The sequence below is a fragment of the Paraburkholderia sp. D1E genome, from assembly GCF_052682275.1.
Window position 1 is genome coordinate 2,503,983 of the sequence record NZ_JBQYMB010000001.1, and the last position, 17,487, is coordinate 2,521,469.

Below are 17,487 nucleotides of genomic sequence, written 5' to 3' on the forward strand. Positions count from 1 at the left end.
TGATTTAGTTTGGATTTCTAATCGGTAGAAAAATTTGATGTTGATCGTGTGTTAAGTGCTATGTAATATCTATTACAGGTTAGTAATGCATAGTGAAAGACGGGAGGCAGCAAAGTGACTAGCAGAGAGTCGTTGGAAAGCAGGCTAGAAAAACCACACGGTGCAGCTCGCAAGTGGATGGGGAACAAGGGAACTCGGCAAGCAATCGGTCTTGCAGCCAGCATCGTTTTGCTAACGTCTTCCGCAGCGGTGTTTTCCGCTAGTGACGCTAACTACACCTATGACGCGCTGGGACGGCTGGCAAAGGTCGCCTACAGCGACGGTGGCCAAACTACCACCATCACCTATAGCTATGACGCTGCCGGTAACCGTACCAGCGTTGTCAGCATCTCGCCTTCATAAGCTCCATTCCGACCGTCCGCGCCGGACAGTCATCGGGATAGATCGGTAGCGCCGGTTGTAACTCCATCCGCACTCTTTAAGGAGTGTGCAGATGGAGACCATGGCGGCTGATTGACTCGCACGCCCCTGAAAAAGTATTCATCCCTTGCGCCAAGGGAGGGGGCTCTCTGCGCGCAAATTTGGTAGCAGCAACTAAAACACCAACACTCGAGGAAATGTTAGATGCCCGAGGCCGCATACGTAGAAATCCGCGCGACCAGCCGCCGCACCCCCCACAAATGCAAATCGGTTCGCCCTGTTGTGCTGACCGCACTGGCGGGCATGCTGGCAATGTTTCTTGGCACCGCCGAAGCCGGCAACGTCCAGTTCTCCAGCGCCACGCCGGTCGTCGTCGACAAAGATGCCGGCGCGAATGCGCAGCAAACCCAGCAGCAGCCGCTCATTCGCCGCGGCCGTGAGCCGTCCACGCCCGCCGCGCCGAAGTTGTTGCGGGCCGCTCCAACCCAGTCCGGCCAGGAATTCGCTCCGCAGCCGAACAGCTTGCGAGCAGTCATGCTCCCGGTCACTGAAGCTGAGGCTACGGCGCACGACAAGGAGGTAGCCCGTGAATTGCCGGCCGGCATCAACGCCAATGGCACGATCGAGACGCTGCCGAAGCTCGATCTGCAGCGCACGCATGCCACCGCGGAGGGCGTTCATCTGCAGAGCTTTGAGCAAGCGAAGAAGGGGCTGCTTCGCGGTGCCGGTGTCACTGGTGCTAATGGAATCGTCACCAACGATGCGCCTCCCGGCCCGGCGTCGATTGACGAGCTCGCTCGCGCGCTGCGCTACAACCCGGACCTGATTTATCAGTTCGTCCGCAACAATATTGAAATCGACCCGGTGCGCGGCATCCATAAAGGCGCGCTCGGTGCGGTGCTCGATAACCAGGGCAGCGCGTTCGACCAGGCGCAGTTGATGGTGTCGCTGCTGCGCACGTCGGGTTACGACGCGCGTTTCGTTCGTGGCGTGATCAAGCTCAGTGCGCAGCAGTTCTCTGAGTGGTATGGCGTGCCGGTCGGCAACGTGTGTGCCGTTCTGAACCTGATGGGCCAGACTCAGGTCCCGGTCTATAGCATCAACGCGATACAGGCTGGCAGTTGCCCCGGGTTGAATGCTGCGCTGACCGACATCTCGATCGAGCATCTGTGGGTCAAGGCCAATATCGGAGGGACGTGGTACACGTTCGACCCCAGCTACAAGCCGCACACCCTCAAGTCCGGTATCGACCTGAACGTAGCCGCCGGCTATAACGCGTCGTCGTTTTTGAGGAACGCTACCACGGGTGCGACCGTCACGCCCGATCTGGTGCGCAGCTTGAACCGCACGGGCATCCGCTCGGATCTGCAGACCTCCGCGTCCAACCTCGCAAGCTGGATTCGCAAGAACAAGCCAACGGCAACCCTCAGCGACATCGTCGGCGGCAAAGCGATCACGCCTTTCTACGGCGGTGCTCTACGGCAGACCCAGAATCCGCTGCTTGATACGCGCTGGACTCCAGAAGAGTGGACCGACATTCCGGCTGGCTACAAGCCGACCGTGCGTGTGGTTTATCAGGGAATTGACCAGACTTTCACGTCCGACGCGATTTACGGCAAACGCCTGACGATCACGTACAACTCGTCGAGTCAGCCTGTGCTCAAACTTGAAGGGCAGACGATCGGTGCGCCGGGAAGCGCTGTCGCGCCAGGGGCCGATAGTGTCATCAGTTTTATCGTGTGGCATAACGCGTATCCCAACGCCGACTCCGACCATGCGTTCGACCAGCACATCAAGGGGGGCGGCACGTACCTGGTCGTCAACGGTTGGGGCCCGACCGGTCGCGGCTTGTCGCAAAGCTATCTTAAGTATCTGGAAAACATTCGCGCGGCCGGCAACGCCGACACCAGCGAGCCAGTGCTCGGCGCAAGCCTCGGCGTGATGGGCGCGCAATGGGTGTCACAGACTACGGCCAGCGCCTCGATTACCGACCGCCTGGCGAATGCGTACTCGGTCCAGCAGCACCAGATCGGCATCGCCGGCTTCTATGACGGTCCGTACGTCGACCTGCCGAGTAACATGAGTTCGACCGCCCAGATGACTGGCGATACGAACCTGGAAAAGGCGGTGTTCGACAGCAACGGGATGCATCTTTCGATCCTTGAGTCGACCGCGGTCAATCAGACCTCTGGCGTGTCGGCGGTGTCGACCGTGAAGCTGATCGACATGGCGCTGAGTCAGGGGCAAACGATCTACAACACGGGCGGTGGTCACTACGCGAATGTGATTCAGCCCGCGCTGGCTAACTGCCAGGCTCATCTTGGCAACTTCCAGAATTATCTGAACCAGGGCTACCGGTTGCTGATTCCGGGCAACTGCCAATTGACCGAGAACAGTTGGAAGGGCGTTGGTTACTTTGTCCTCGGCACCGGAAAAGTGCGTCTGCTTGGCGCGACCATTAGCGGCGGATATTCGGGCGGCTTCTTCACGACGCCGCAGTCCGCGGTTAACTACACCGTCGCCGCAATCAATAATTCGCAGTCACCGCAGAAACAGATCAACTACTTTGGCGCGGCACAGATTGGTGGCGACCCGATCGATATGGTCCACGGCAACTTCCTGTATGAACATCAGGACCTCAAAACTGGCTACGGCGATACACCCGACAGCCTGAACTTCCAGCGCCTCTACAGCAGTGGGATGAAGACTCAGAGCGGCGCGCTCGGCAAAGGCTGGACACACAACTACGACATCCGTCTTCGCAGTGCCTCCGATGGCTTCCTCGGGTTGGGCGACCGGCTTGCGCTCGATGCTGTGGGTGCGATCGTGGAGCATAAGGCGTCTCTTGACCTGCTGAACGATCCGGTTGCCCCAGCTGAGAAATTCCTGAGTGCGGTGGTGGCTCAGCGCTGGTTTGGCGACCAGTTGGTCGACAACACCCGGATTGCAACGTTCGGTCTGAACAGCGATGTGTTCGTGCGGTTGCCCGATGGCGATTACAGCTCGCCGCCGGGCAAGGCTGTGCATCTGAACGTTTTTCCTGCCCAATCAGACTACGTCATCCTCGGCGGCGCACGCTATACCTTCACTTCAGGAAAGGTAAGCTATTACCTTCATCCGGATGGCAAAACGGTTAGCTTCACCTGGAGCGGCGATCTGCTGACGCGCATCGCCAATACCGTTGGTCGTAGCCTGACGTTGACCTACGCGAACAATCGTTTGCAGAGCGTCAGCAGCCCCCAGCAGACCGTACGCTACGCGTACGACGGCAACGACAACCTGGTTAGTGAAACTGATCAGGAAGGCTTTGCGACGCGCTTCGAGTACGACCAGCCCGGGCGTATGAACAGGTTCTATCAGCCTTCATTCCCGAACACGCCAGTGGTCAGCAATACTTATGACTCGTTGGGTCGCGTGCAGACGCAGACAAGTGGCGCTGGCAACCTGTTCAATTATTACTTCGCCGGTTATCGCAGTGAGGAAGTGGGCCCGGGTGGATCGAGCCGGGCGAACTATATCGACGGCGAAGGGAACCTGCTGCAAGTCAGTGATCCAATGGGCAACTGGACGATCAAGGAGTATGACGGCCAGAACCGCCTGGTTCGCGAGACTCGTCCTGAGGGCAACCGCACCGAATATACTTACGACGACGCGAGCTGCGCGCTCGCGTACATCCCGCTGCCGGGCTGTACGCATAACATAGCAACCGTATCACGGTATCCCCGGCCCGGTACCAGTGATCCGGTGTTGACGCAACGCTTCACCTATAGCCCGAGGTACGGCAACGTCCTCACTGCCACGAACGCCAAAGGTCAGGTGACCACGACTACGTACAACGAATGGCTGCCGACCAGCGTCACGCGGCCTGCGGTGAACGGCGTGTCGCCTAGCACCGCCATCGCTTACGAGTCGGCCCAAAACACGAGCGGCAGCAAGTTTAATCGGCCAGTGCGCGTGACCGAGAAAATCGACGCAACGCGAAGTACGGCGATGACGATCAGCTATGCTGCCGACCATACGCCGTTGACCACGACTAAGGACGCGGACGGCCAGGCCATCAAGACGGTCAACATCTTCGACAGCGAAGGCCGACTGCTCACGAGCAAACGCGATGGCGTTGCGACCGTCACGTACACCTATGACAAGCGCGGCAACGTGACCCGCACGAACGCGAACCTGCTGGCGAGCGACGAGGTGATCACCTACGACGCGGACAGCCGCGAGATCATCCGCGGCGTGGCGATTGCCGGTGGCGCGATGGTGACGTGCAGGCGCTACAACGCGATGGGCGACGTGGTACGGGTCTGGGGCCCGGCTAAAACGGCGAATGTAAGCACCTGTCCAGTCGAAACCGCGCCGACGCCGGTCACCGACACGGCGTATGACGACCATCATCGCCCGTCACGGGTGACGCGATACCTGGTGGCGGCCGACGGCGGCAACCGCGTCACCGAGACGGTGTACAACGCGAACGACAGCGTGAAGAGCATCCGCAAGGCGGTGGGCACGGGTCTGGAGCAGAGCTACGTGAGCTACACCTACAACCCGAACGGGACGGTGGCGCTGACGAGTGACGCGAAAGGCAACACCACGGTGAACCTGTATGACGGCCACGACCGGCTGTACCGTACGCACTTTCCGCTAGACGGGCAGCCGGGCATGGGCGACGCGAATAACTACGAGCAGTACGCGTGGGACGCGAATGGCAACCTGATTTCGCTCAGGAAGCGTAGTGGCGACACGATCGGGCAGAGCTTCGACGCGCTGGATCGGTTGGAGGCCCGCACGTTCCCAGCCGGGATGGGCAATGTGCAGTACAGCTACGACCTGCGGGGCTTGAAGACGGCATCACAATTCAGCGACGGCAGCCATACGATCACGAACAGCTATGACGGGATGGACCAGTTGACGCAGACGAGCGCTGCGGGCAGGACGCTGCGTTACACCCGTGATGCGGCCGGCAATGTGACCGACATCGCATGGCCGGACGGATTCCACGTATTGATCAGGTATGACAGCTACAGGCGGCCGGTGCAGGTTATCGAGAACGGCGAGTCGCTGCTGGCCCAATACCGCTATGACGCGCTGAACCGCCGGACCGCGGTGGACGGGGGCAACGGCACTTACACCGAGCTGGCATACGACGATCAAGGGGGGCTGTCGAACCTGAACCACCGCTTCACGGGCAACTCGGAGGACTGGGCGGCGAGCTTCACGCGCAACCAGCTGGGTGATATCAAACAGGCGCGTGTGACGAACGGCCGGTACGCGTGGAAGCCTGCTGCAGCGAGTACCGCGTACACGGCAAACGCGCTGAACCAGTACGCGGGTGTGGCGGGCAAGGGTTTTACGTACGACCGCAACGGCAACCTGACGAGTGACGGGGTGTGGATTTACGGCTACGACGCGGACAACCGGATGACATCGGGGACGCGCGCGGGTACGAGCGCGACGCTCAGCTACGACCCGGAAGGGCGGCTGGTGCGGACGAAGGTGATCGGATTGGCCCCGACGGACACGACTCTGCTGTACGACGGACAGAACCTGGTGGCTGAGTACGACAGCGCGGGCAAGCTGACGCGGCGCTATGTGTTCGGTCCTGGGGTGGATGCGCCGTTGGTGCAGTACGAAGGCGCGAGCACGGAAGCAAGGAGCTTTCTGTACGCGAACCAGCAGGGCAGCATTGTGGCGCAGGCGACATTCACGGGTGCGACAACGGGTAGCCAAGCGTACGGGCCGTTCGGGGAGACAGAAGGAGTGCCGGCGTCGCGCTTCGGATACACGGGGCAACAGTATCTGGCGCCGTTGGGGCTGTATTATTACAAGGCGCGGATGTACTCGCCGGCGCTGGGGCGGTTCCTGCAGACGGATCCGGTGGGGTATCAGGATGACCTGAACTGGTATGCGTATGTGGGGAATAACCCGGTCAACTTCGGTGATCCTTCTGGATTGGCTGCGTGCTCTGCAAAGTCGGCACTAACAGATTTGGCACTGGGTGGCCCGCCGAAAATTGACAGCAGCGGTTGCATTGCGACGGGCGGGCCAAGTGTTTGCCTAGGGCCGGCAACTATTAAAGAAGTTGGCAGTGCTTTGGCCGGTGCTGTTAACTCAGCCGTTCGGGCAGTATCTGGTCCGGTATACGCGACCACAAAAGAGGCAACGGCGGCCGCAGAAGCGCTTGGATTTAAGCGGATTTCAGAAGTTGTAAATGGACAGGCAGTATATTCCAATGGCAAGAGCTACATCACAAGGGATATAGATGGCCATAATGGCGGCGCTTGGAAAATGGCCGATTCCGTTAAAAATCTGATGTCCAAGGATACGCGCCAGGGAACGTTTAGTGCTGATTTGACACGTATAGGAAAATAAGATGCCGACCGACGAACCTAAATATCCGGAGTGGGTATATCGCGGAAAATCAATTCGCGATCTGATTAAAGAGCTTCAATCGTTTGATGACCAGGATATAGAGGTGCAAATCTCAATTGACTACGGCGACACTCGAAAACCCATCAGTTTGGTAACAAAAACTGACGGGCGATGCCTCTTGATGTTCTGCGGCGAATAGAAGCCGATTGTGAAGTTGACGTGAATGCCCAGGGGCCGCGCGAGCGGTCCTTAGTCATTCGGTCATCCGTGATCGGGCATGATGGTAAGTCGTGCGTAGCGGTAGTCGATACTGAAGCTGACGCGCTCACCGGGTTTGAAGCCGGCTGTGGCGAGCCAGTGGTCGGCGATCTGCATCCACGGGAAATAGGGCTGTCCGTCTGGTTGCGTGGGCCCAGGATCAGGGGTGTTTCGCAGGATGCCGCTGCAATGCTCGTACTCGCGCTGACGAGGTTTACGGGTCTTGCGGGGTTGTGCTTTAAGATCGTGCCTAGTCATCGTCAACTCTCCCATTGAGCTGGTGGTGATCAGCGGGCGGTGAGTGTTGGTAGCACTCATCGCCCGCGCTTCGTTTACCAGTGTGGTCTCTTCTGTTCGCTGCGTGGCCTATGCGTAGGCTTCTCGTTCTCGGTCACGCGAGCTATTGCACCGGCTACCTGATTCTTGAGGATCGGGCGCCGTCAAACCCGGCGGGCGAGTGTCACGTTATCCATCCGGCCAGGTGTCGTTACGCAGTAACACCTGGCATGCTGGTGTTACTGCGTAACGATGAGAAGGAGGCTTCATGGCAATGAGTAGTGCGGAACGGCAGGCGGCGTATCGGGAGCGGCATCTGAAGGACGAGAACGGCAAGGGCGAGCGGCTGGGCCTGGTGATTGATCTGCATGCGAAGCGTGCGCTGGAACGGGTGGCTGCGTGTTACGGCGTAACGCAAAGGGCGATGCTGGAGCGGCTGCTGGTGCAGGCCGAAGAGGTGGCGCTCAAACGGGCAGGGAAGTTACCCAAAGGGCAGGCCGATTACTACGCTGGACGGCTCAGGCTGGATATGTGACGCGTTACGCGGTAACGCTGGTGACGTCCGTGTTACTGCGTAACGAGCCGCAGGAACAACTTGTTTCGAGATGCGAAGTAATGGAAAATCGCGTCTGGAAAAATTCCCTGTGACGATGCATGTGATGGGCGGGAAGCCTTGCTGCATAAGGGAAAGCGTCCCGTGTGAGGGAAGTTCGCGTCAAGGCGAACAGAACTGGGGCTGTACTATTACAAGGCGCGGATGTACTCGCCGGCGCTGGGAAGGTTCTTGCAGACAGACCCCATCGGTACGACGGACAGATCTGAACCTGTATGCGTATGTGAAGAACAATCCGGTGAATTTCACGGATTCTAGCGGATTAGCGGGACTGTCAGGAACAGCATTCGCCTATACTCCAGCAGGCTTTGGTAGTGGTGCGCAGGTTGCAATGGGGCCGCTATTGCCGTTCCTTGCCCTTGGATTACTCGCTAACGAAATTGCCAATAGCGATGTACCAATGATCGGAGGGTCACTTGCCAAGGGGGTAGCGGCGGGGGCAAAAGAGGTAGGGCTAACTGCGACACAACTTAAGAACGTTGAGCGGTTTACGCAGAAGCTACCTGCAAATGCAAAAGACAGCGTCGGACTAAGGTCTCTTCCAAATGAGCGTGTTGCGGCGCAGGCTACGTCGCCCGGTCGCGTTCCGGGGTTGTCTGATGTTTATGAGAAACAGATAGATTCCACTGGGAAAACGATCCAGTACACAAAGACGACATATGATCCAGCTGGCAATATCATCCACGTGAAGGACAAGATCGACGGAGGGGTATTCCCATGACTTCAAGCGGAATGGATCGGCTCGCGGTAGTGCGTGATTTGTTGGAGTTGTCCCGGCCACTTGAAAAAATCATGGCACAGCTCGCCGTGTTTGACTGGGATTACGAAGGGGCTGGTGTCAAGCTGACGAAGAAGCATTTGTCGATGGCATTGCAACGATATCTTCGAGGCGAATTCTCTGGCTTTGAAATCGAGTCTTGGGCAAATCAAATCGAAGGGCGAGAAGATATTCAGTTCGAGGCTGACTCTGTGCGCGAAATTGGAGATGTTCTCTATGAGCTTGCAAATCCGACGTTGACTCAACCATTGGATTATGCGAGAGCGAAGACGCTTCTTGATGAATTGTTGGTGCCGTAGATGGTGTGCCGTTGACGAACAACGAAGGGCCGCTGACGCGGCCCTTCGTCTTTTAAGCTGGGGTAATGATAAGTCGCTGGTGCTCGACGGTGATACGCACGCGCTGTCCGGGTTCGAAACCGGCGGTCTCGATCCAGCGTCCGGAGAGCTTCATCCGTGGAAGGAGGGGCGGTTCCTTGCGGCTATGAAAGGGCAGGCGTGCCAGTTTCTGATATCGCAAGGCCTCCTGGATGGTGACAAACCGTGCGGTGACGCGGACGTTTTTCATAACCGGCGTTAGCCAGTGTGTCATGAAGGCTCGAATCATGAGCCATGCTGTCAGTAAGATGGAGGAAGGTCCTCCGCTAACGTCTTACAAGGGGAGGGCAGCAAACCACCTCATTGTCGTCCCGTATGCCGTTTGCCGCGCTTCGCGCCGCGGCCCTTAAACACCAGCGGACGAATCCTCTTCCGCTTCGCTCAGCACGGCATTCTGCACAGCGGTTGCGGGGCTGACGTAGAGCGGCGCCTGACGCGGGCTGTCGATGCTGTAGCGCAACCAGCCCGACTCGACATACACGCGCAACTGACGATACTTGACCAGATACATCAAGCCGACGACCGCCGCGGCGAAGCCCGATGCAGCGCCGACGCCGAGTGCCCAACGCGGGCCGAAACGATCCGCGACCCAACCCACCACCGGCGCGCCGAGCGGCGTGCCGCCGAGCGCGATGGCCAGCAGGATCGCGATGACCCGGCCACGCATGGCCGGCTCGGTGGAGATTTGCACGAGGCTGTTTGTCGACGTGTTGAACGTCTGCGTCGCCACGCCAACCACGACGAGTGCCAGGCCGAACAATACATAGTTCGGCATTAGCGCGGCAATCGTGCAACCCACGCCGAAAACCGCCGCCGCGCCGAGCAGAAGAGCCATGCGAGGTTTCGCCCTGCGTGCGGCGAGCAGCGCACCGGTGACAGAGCCGATTGCCATGGTCGAGCTCAGCACGCCGTATTGACTCGCGCCCGCATGAAAGGCGGTAACCGACATGGTCGAAATGAAGATCGGGAAGTTCAGCCCGAAGGTGCCGATCAGAAACATCATCAACAGTGCGGCCTTCAGATCGGGACGCGTCCAAACATACTTGAAGCCTTCCACGAAGCTGCCGCGCGTGCGTGTCGCACGCGGCTTCAGATTCAGTTCGCTGATGCGCAGCATGCGCAGCGAACCGAGCACGGCGACGAAGGAGAGGCCGTTGATCAGAAACACCCAGCCCGTGCCCACTGAGGCGATCAACAGCCCCGCGACAGCAGGCCCGATCATGCGTGCCGAGTTGAACGAGGTGGAATTCAGCGCGACCGCGTTCGACAGATCGGCTTCTTTCACCAGATCGGAGACAAAGGTCTGACGCGCCGGTGAATCGAACGCGGTGACACAGCCGAGCAAGCCCGCAAACACATAGACCTGCCATAACTGCACGAGGCCGGTCACGGTGAGAATCCCGAGGCATAACGCCAACGTGCCCATCGCCCCCTGGGTGGCGAACAGCAGCTTGCGGCGGTCGAAATGGTCGGCCGCATAACCGGTTAGGGGCAGCAGGAGCATTTGCGGCCCGAACTGCAGCGACATCACAATGCCTACTGATGTTGCATTGTGATGCGTGAGTTCCGTAAGTACGAGCCAGTCCTGCGCCGTGCGCTGCATCCATGTCCCGACGTTGGAGACGATCGCGCCGCTGGCCCAGACCCGGTAGTTGAACGTGCGCAACGAACGGAATGTGCCACTCACCGGGACATCCCCGTGTGGTCGATCCGCGCCGCGCAGCGGTTCAAGCGAGTGCTCATGCGCGCGATTTTTCGAGCAGGTCGAGGACGTCTTGCGTCGTGCCGGTCTCGCCGAGGCGCGGGAAGATTCGCGCGATGCTGTTGGTGTGAGCGTCCAGGTTCATGTCCGTCATCGCGTCGATCGCGAACGTAACGTTGAAGCCGAGTTCCTGTGCGAAACGCGCGGTGGACTCGACGCCGATGCTGGTGGCCACGCCGACCAGTACCACCTGCGTGACGTCTTGTTTGCGCAGATACGCTTCGAGGTCGGTGTTCGTGAACGCGCCCCAGGTGCGCTTGGTCACCAGATGATCCGACGGCTGCTGGTTCAGTTCGGGAACGAGGTCTGCAAAGCCGGCGGGGAAGTCACCGGCAGGACGCGACTGCTCCGCGCGGCCTGGCGCGCCGCCCGCCACGTTGACGAGCACCACCGGCAGACCGTGGCGACGAAATGCATCGGCCAGACCAACGGAGCGCTTGACGACCTCCGCGGTGGGGTGGGCGGTGGGCAGTGCGACGATGCCTTGCTGCAAATCGATGACGACCAATGCAGTCTTTGCGTCGAGCGTAGTGAGGGCCATGGTGTTTTCCTGGAGGTTACGAGTCGATAAGGCGCTTGAGCAAGTCGACGCCGATCGCGAGCTGTTTCTGTTCGGCGGCGGAGAAGCGGGTCTGCATCGTACGGAACAGCCAGTCTTCGCGTGCCGCGCGGCTTGCCTTGATCTGCTTGCGGAAGGTGGGCGTGAGGGAGAGAACAGTTTTCCGCCCGTCGTTCGGATCCGGTGCGCCACTCACGAGCCCGGCAGCTTTCAGAATCGAAAGCGTCTCGCCCATGGATTGCGGACGCATACCGTGGATGCGCGCGAGCGTTGTGACCGTTGCCGGACCTTCGCGCTCCAGCAGGATCAGAACCTGCACCTGCGACGGCGTGAAATCGCCCACGTGCGCTTCTTCGCGCAACCGGCGGCGCAGCTTGCCGACAAGTACGCGCAAGTCTCCCGCCGTTGCGTGCAGGGCGTCGGAATCGGAGGAGGAGCGTGTGGGCTGAGTGTCGTTGCTGGACATACCGGCAGATGTGAAGGTTACCTTCGTAGGTTACCTTCACATCTGCCGGGAGTCAAGTTGACTGGATTGACAGCGGAATGCAAGATGAGCCGCGCATTCCGTGTCTGGCTTGAATGATTGAGTTGAGTTGGCGCGTGGCGACGCGCCTTCTAGAATTTATGGCGAAGCGCCACGCGAGCCACGACCTGATTCTGCGTCGACGAAGGAGACTGCGTGCCTGGGACGAATGCGTCATCGAGAATCGAGTTGGTCGAACTGCCGGCGACCTTCTGATACTCGCCCTGGATGTAGACGTCCGTGCGTTTTGACAGGTTGTAGTCCGCCATCAGGCCGACGGAGTGGATCTTGGGTTTTACGCTGCCTGTCGAGGCGTCGTAAGTCTCCATCGTGTAGACATACTGTGCGCCAACGAAGAGCGCAGGTGTGATCTGGTATTTGCCGTTCACTTCGAAGTTCTGGTATTTCAGCGTATTCAGCAGGACGCCGTTTGCAGCGAGCGGGATACCGATATAGCCGTTACCGATGGGATCCTTGTAGTTCGAGTTGGTATACGCGAAGCCGACAGTCGCCGAGCCGAACGTGTAGTTGATCCCGCCGCCGAACACGCGCATACGTCCAGCGATGAAGCTTGCATCGTTCGCGGTGATTGCACCGTTCGAACCGACGCCGGGATTATTTGCTTGCAAATAGGCCGCTGCGACCAGCAGACCGCCGTTTGCGTACTGAGCACCGAAGCTGTACTGACGGTTGTTGGCGAAATTCGTATCGTTGCTGAAGCTGTACGTGCCACCGAACTGGAACCCCGAGATATCCGGGCTAGCGTATTTGATGGTGCTATCGACGCGGAACGAATTATCGGTGTTGTCGTTGTCGTACGGATGCGCAAACAGATAGCCGGCCCAATTGCCGTTGGCGGTGGTCTGCGCGAGATAGTCGACCACCGAATCGTATTGACGGCCTAGCGTAACGGTGCCGAAGCGGTCGCTGCTCAGACCCACATAGGCTTGCCTGCCGAACATGCGGCCGCCCTGATTGAGCCGGCCGGAATTCAGATCGAAGCCGTTTTCGAGTTGAAAGATTGCTTTGAGGCCACCGCCGAGATCTTCCGAGCCTTTCATGCCCCAGCGGCTGCCTTGTGCGTAGCCGCTTGCGAGCTCCACGACGCTACCGTGTCCGACGTTATTGGTGTAGTCGACACCTTCATCGATGACCCCGTATAGCGTCACGCTGCTCTGTGCGAAAGCGGGGGACGTGGCGCCGAGCAGGGCGAGGGCGATGACTTTCTTTTTCATAAGATATCCAGAATGGTTTGGGCAAGTGGCCGACGCATGATTTTCCGGCCAATACTTTTTGCAAAGCGAGGAATTCTGATGGGATCAATCGGAAACGCCGATGGAGCAAGCGCTGGAGAGTCGCCAGCCGAATCACGGAACGTTTGCTATCCGAATGACTTGACGAGGCGGGGAGAGAGCGCGCGAAGCGAGGAGAGACAAGACGAGATGAGATGAGACGAGATGAAGAGCGGAGCAGTGAAATGAGTCGAGAGGGGAAGAACTGAGACAGATGGTTTTAAGAATTACGGGTCGGCGCGCGCAGCGCCGCCGGAGGCATGACTGCCTTGTCACCAGGGCGGAATGTGCGAGAGCACGGATTCCAGATGCACCACTACCGCGACTGTGCGAGGGACCCGCTTACGAGCTAGGGAAGGTCTTATGTGGACGCCTCCCGGATTGCAAACAGTTTTGCGATGTTGACTGGCAGGTTTAGGCAGCACGCTTATGTCCGGCCCGTTTGCGCAGGTCGTTATTTGCCTGCAGGCCCTAATGGAATTCGCTGGCGAGGTCCTCATCTGCATATCGAACACAATGGTTCATCTTCCCTATCGGGTTTTCCTCGCCCCGGTCCAACCTGTTAGCCATCATGCAGCACGTGCTTGCGCTCCTTGGGGAAGTTGTGAATGTTGTAAATCGATAAACCGAAGCTAGGCGGTAGCGGGCGGCGATGCTTGATATTTCTCCGGTCGCGCCAGCACCGCCCAGATGGTTCTTGCTAACTTGTTGGCGACAGCGGCAACCGCTACGTTAAATGGCCTACGCTTGAGCAAACCATCAACCCAAGCCGATCGTTTGCCTTGGATGATCACCGAGCGGGCACCGTGCATCAATAGCGTGCGTAAATAAGTGTCGCCGCGCTTGCTCAGACCCATCTGCCGGACCCGTCCGCCGGTGCCGGATTGTCGCGGCACGAGCCCCAGCCATGCGGCGAACTCGCGGCCGGATTTGAACGTGCGTACGTCGCCTATAGCTGCGACGGTCGCTGTTGCAGTCAAAAGCCCAACACCAGGGATATCGGCAACCTTCTGACAGTCCGGGTTGTGGCGAAACAGGCTGCCAAGGCGCCGCTCCAGAACGGCCATTTCTCGATCGGTGTCCTGAGCGCGAGCCCATTGTTCCCTCAGGCTGTCGATTAGCATGGCGGGCAAACGTTCAGCGGCGCGTGCAAGCGCGGCGGGGAATGCTTTGCTGAAGGCCCGATAGCTTTCGGGCAACACTTCTCCGAATTCGTACAGCAAGCCACGCAATGCGTTCGTTTGCATGATGCGAAACTTCATCAGTTGAGCTCGCAAACGATGTATCGCCAGAACTGTTTGCTGAGCTTCGCTTTTGACCGCTACGAATCGTGCCTCTGGCTGTTGAGCAGCGGTGCAGATTGCCCGCGCGTCGGCCGCATCAGTTTTGTTCCGCAGTACAAAGGGTCGTACAGAGCGTGCAGATATGAGCTTCGCTTCATGCCCAAGGGCTTGCAATCGTCTCGCCCAGTCGTGGGCACTTCCGCAGGCTTCCATCACGACAATCGAGGGTGCACGTTTCGCAAAGAACTCGAGCACTTGCGCGCGCTTGAGTTTGAATCGTTCAACTTGGCCGCTCTGCGGATCGAGCGCGTGAAGTTGAAATACTTGCTTGGCGATGTCCATCCCGATGATCGTGAGTTTCATTTCAGATTCTCCTTGAAGAACGGTTGACGAGCATCCTCACTTTCGCACATTCGGGCGACCGCGAGTTCTACTTTCCGCACTCGCTTCGCCATCTCCACGACGGCCCGTTTCCGGGGGGAGGCGTCCATACCATCTGCACAACCCGTTTTCTGTGCGTCGGCTGTTTGCAGCGCGTGGCGCATTTACACTGCAAACATGCAGGGATCTTGATCGCAGATTCTGATCGGCCAGGGCGACTCGCATTTGCAACGCACATGGCATCTACGCCTTCGTGTTTTACGCTTTGAGCAATTGCTTACGCGCCATCCACAGGTTGCCCAGCGCGAACAGTGTTGTGATCTGGGCCGTGTTTTTCGCCAGGCCCCGGTATCGGGTCTTTGTATAGCCAAACTGCTGCTTCAGCACGCGGAATGGATGCTCAACCTTGGCCCGGATTCCAGCTTTAAGACGCTCAATCTGATCGAATATTGCGTCCAGACGGTCATTCAGATCCAGCTGCTTTCGTCTGGATGGCCTCATCGCAACATGCCAGCGCGCTGAATCCTCATCGCAGCGCTTATGAATACCCTGATAGCCGGCATCAGCGTACACATCCGTTTCTTCGCCATGCAACAGCGACTGAGCCTCATTGATGTCGGCCATGTTGGCCGCTGTGCCGACAACCGTGTGAACCAGGCCCGACTGCGCGTCCACGCCGATATGCGCTTTCATCCCGAAGTACCAGCTACGGCCTTTCTGTGTCTGGTGCATTTCCGGGTCTCGCTCACCCGACGTATTCTTCGTCGAAGTGGGTGCTGAAATCAGGGTCGCGTCAACGACTGATCCTGCCTTGAGCATCAATCCCCTGTCGATCAGAATCTCATTGACCAGCGCAAACATCTGCACAGCCAGACCGTGTGCTTCGAGCAGGTGGCGAAACCGCAGAATCGTACTTTCGTCCGGCAACCGCGTCATGCCGCCATCCAGTCCCGCAAACTCGCGGTACAGCGGCATGTCATAGAGCGCCTCTTCCATCGCCGGGTCCGACAGTCCGAACCACTGCTGCATGAAATGGATCTGCAGCATCGTGGCAATCGGAAAGGGCGGGCGTCCCGTCTTACCCTTCGGGTAGTGCGGCTCGATCAACGCAATCAGCTTCGACCACGGCACCACGCACCTCATCTCTTCGAGAAATTCCCGCTTACGCGTGCGTTTCGTTGACAGATCCAGACCAAGACCCAGTTGCGCCATCAAGACTCTCCCTGATTAACTATCCTTCTTCCAGGATAGTCCACACACACGTCAACGCCAGGACTTTTGCAGATGGTATGGACGCCTCCCCCCGGAAACGGGCCGTCGTGGAGATGGCGAAGCGAGTGCGGAAAGTAGAACTCGCGGTCGCCCGAATGTGCGAAAGTGAGGATGCTCGTCAACCGTTCTTCAAGGAGAATCTGAAATGAAACTCACGATCATCGGGATGGACATCGCCAAGCAAGTATTTCAACTTCACGCGCTCGATCCGCAGAGCGGCCAAGTTGAACGATTCAAACTCAAGCGCGCGCAAGTGCTCGAGTTCTTTGCGAAACGTGCACCCTCGATTGTCGTGATGGAAGCCTGCGGAAGTGCCCACGACTGGGCGAGACGATTGCAAGCCCTTGGGCATGAAGCGAAGCTCATATCTGCACGCTCTGTACGACCCTTTGTACTGCGGAACAAAACTGATGCGGCCGACGCGCGGGCAATCTGCACCGCTGCTCAACAGCCAGAGGCACGATTCGTAGCGGTCAAAAGCGAAGCTCAGCAAACAGTTCTGGCGATACATCGTTTGCGAGCTCAACTGATGAAGTTTCGCATCATGCAAACGAACGCATTGCGTGGCTTGCTGTACGAATTCGGAGAAGTGTTGCCCGAAAGCTATCGGGCCTTCAGCAAAGCATTCCCCGCCGCGCTTGCACGCGCCGCTGAACGTTTGCCCGCCATGCTAATCGACAGCCTGAGGGAACAATGGGCTCGCGCTCAGGACACCGATCGAGAAATGGCCGTTCTGGAGCGGCGCCTTGGCAGCCTGTTTCGCCACAACCCGGACTGTCAGAAGGTTGCCGATATCCCTGGTGTTGGGCTTTTGACTGCAACAGCGACCGTCGCAGCTATAGGCGACGTACGCACGTTCAAATCCGGCCGCGAGTTCGCCGCATGGCTGGGGCTCGTGCCGCGACAATCCGGCACCGGCGGACGGGTCCGGCAGATGGGTCTGAGCAAGCGCGGCGACACTTATTTACGCACGCTATTGATGCACGGTGCCCGCTCGGTGATCATCCAAGGCAAACGATCGGCTTGGGTTGATGGTTTGCTCAAGCGTAGGCCATTTAACGTAGCGGTTGCCGCTGTCGCCAACAAGTTAGCAAGAACCATCTGGGCGGTGCTGGCGCGACCGGAGAAATATCAAGCATCGCCGCCCGCTACCGCCTAGCTTCGGTTTATCGATTTACAACATTCACAACTTCCCCAAGGAGCGCAAGCACGTGCTGCATGATGGCTAACAGGTTGGACCGGGGCGAGGAAAACCCGATAGGGAAGATGAACCATTGTGTTCGATATGCAGATGAGGACCTCGCCAGCGAATTCCATTAGGGCC

15 protein-coding genes are annotated in these 17,487 nt (G+C 58.6%); 7 read left to right on the forward strand and 8 right to left on the reverse strand.

All coding sequences use genetic code 11. The features are described from left to right. The first annotated feature begins 624 nt into the window (after window positions 1–624). Both ACUN0E_RS11365 and ACUN0E_RS11370 read left to right on the forward strand, forming a co-directional pair. The gene (locus tag ACUN0E_RS11365; protein WP_445566626.1) at window positions 625–6,789 is read left to right on the forward strand and encodes an RHS repeat-associated core domain-containing protein; all 6,165 of its coding nucleotides are present in this window, start codon (window positions 625–627) and stop codon (window positions 6,787–6,789) included. A 1-nt stretch (window position 6,790) separates the two neighbouring features. Then, on the forward strand, window positions 6,791–6,988 hold the full coding sequence (locus ACUN0E_RS11370; RefSeq protein WP_408204131.1) for a hypothetical protein: 198 nt from the start codon (window positions 6,791–6,793) through the stop codon (window positions 6,986–6,988). Window positions 6,989–7,050: 62 nt separating this feature from the next. Here ACUN0E_RS11370 and ACUN0E_RS11375 read toward each other — a convergent pair whose 3' ends face one another. Continuing rightward, complete coding sequence (locus ACUN0E_RS11375; protein ID WP_445566627.1) at window positions 7,051–7,365, reverse strand: hypothetical protein; 315 nt, start codon at window positions 7,363–7,365, stop codon at window positions 7,051–7,053. A gap of 226 nt (window positions 7,366–7,591) precedes the next feature. On the opposite strand from ACUN0E_RS11375, the gene ACUN0E_RS11380 reads away from it, so the two are divergent. From ACUN0E_RS11380 to ACUN0E_RS11395, 4 genes are all read left to right on the forward strand, one after another. Then, entirely contained in the window at window positions 7,592–7,858 is a 267-nt protein-coding gene (locus tag ACUN0E_RS11380) for a hypothetical protein (protein ID WP_408204112.1), read from the forward strand. A 222-nt stretch (window positions 7,859–8,080) separates the two neighbouring features. After that, complete coding sequence (locus tag ACUN0E_RS11385) at window positions 8,081–8,194, forward strand: hypothetical protein (protein ID WP_445566628.1); 114 nt, start codon at window positions 8,081–8,083, stop codon at window positions 8,192–8,194. After that, window positions 8,160–8,657, forward strand: a complete 498-nt coding sequence (locus ACUN0E_RS11390) for a hypothetical protein (RefSeq protein WP_445570613.1) — start codon at window positions 8,160–8,162, stop codon at window positions 8,655–8,657. The genes ACUN0E_RS11385 and ACUN0E_RS11390 overlap by 35 nt, the downstream gene beginning before the upstream one ends. Then, window positions 8,654–9,013 carry a hypothetical protein gene (locus ACUN0E_RS11395; protein WP_445566629.1) on the forward strand — a complete coding sequence of 120 codons (360 nt, stop codon included), beginning with the start codon at window positions 8,654–8,656 and terminating at the stop codon, window positions 9,011–9,013. The genes ACUN0E_RS11390 and ACUN0E_RS11395 overlap by 4 nt, the downstream gene beginning before the upstream one ends. Window positions 9,014–9,065: 52 nt before the next feature. Here the strand turns inward: ACUN0E_RS11395 and ACUN0E_RS11400 are convergent, their stop codons facing one another. The 7 genes from ACUN0E_RS11400 to ACUN0E_RS11430 form a co-directional block, all read right to left on the reverse strand. Then, entirely contained in the window at window positions 9,066–9,305 is a 240-nt protein-coding gene (locus ACUN0E_RS11400) for a SymE family type I addiction module toxin (RefSeq protein ID WP_445566630.1), read from the reverse strand. Between the two features lie 132 nt (window positions 9,306–9,437). Then, window positions 9,438–10,778, reverse strand: coding sequence for an MFS transporter (locus ACUN0E_RS11405; protein WP_445566631.1), 1,341 nt, complete (start codon window positions 10,776–10,778; stop codon window positions 9,438–9,440). Between the two features lie 52 nt (window positions 10,779–10,830). Then, window positions 10,831–11,394 (reverse strand): isochorismatase family protein, encoded by a 564-nt coding sequence (locus ACUN0E_RS11410; RefSeq protein WP_445566632.1) that lies wholly within the window; start codon window positions 11,392–11,394, stop codon window positions 10,831–10,833. Between the two features lie 16 nt (window positions 11,395–11,410). Beyond that, complete coding sequence (locus ACUN0E_RS11415) at window positions 11,411–11,878, reverse strand: MarR family winged helix-turn-helix transcriptional regulator (RefSeq protein ID WP_445566633.1); 468 nt, start codon at window positions 11,876–11,878, stop codon at window positions 11,411–11,413. Window positions 11,879–12,027: 149 nt separating this feature from the next. Continuing rightward, window positions 12,028–13,170: a porin gene (locus ACUN0E_RS11420; RefSeq protein ID WP_445566634.1), complete on the reverse strand. Its 1,143-nt coding sequence runs from the start codon at window positions 13,168–13,170 to the stop codon at window positions 12,028–12,030. Window positions 13,171–13,859: 689 nt separating this feature from the next. Further along, on the reverse strand, window positions 13,860–14,873 hold the full coding sequence (locus ACUN0E_RS11425) for an IS110 family transposase (RefSeq protein ID WP_445565288.1): 1,014 nt from the start codon (window positions 14,871–14,873) through the stop codon (window positions 13,860–13,862). Window positions 14,874–15,149: 276 nt separating this feature from the next. Further along, entirely contained in the window at window positions 15,150–16,103 is a 954-nt protein-coding gene (locus ACUN0E_RS11430; protein ID WP_445566635.1) for an IS5 family transposase, read from the reverse strand. Window positions 16,104–16,308: 205 nt separating this feature from the next. On the opposite strand from ACUN0E_RS11430, the gene ACUN0E_RS11435 reads away from it, so the two are divergent. Beyond that, window positions 16,309–17,322 (forward strand): IS110 family transposase, encoded by a 1,014-nt coding sequence (locus tag ACUN0E_RS11435; RefSeq protein WP_445565288.1) that lies wholly within the window; start codon window positions 16,309–16,311, stop codon window positions 17,320–17,322. Window positions 17,323–17,487 lie beyond the last annotated feature (165 nt).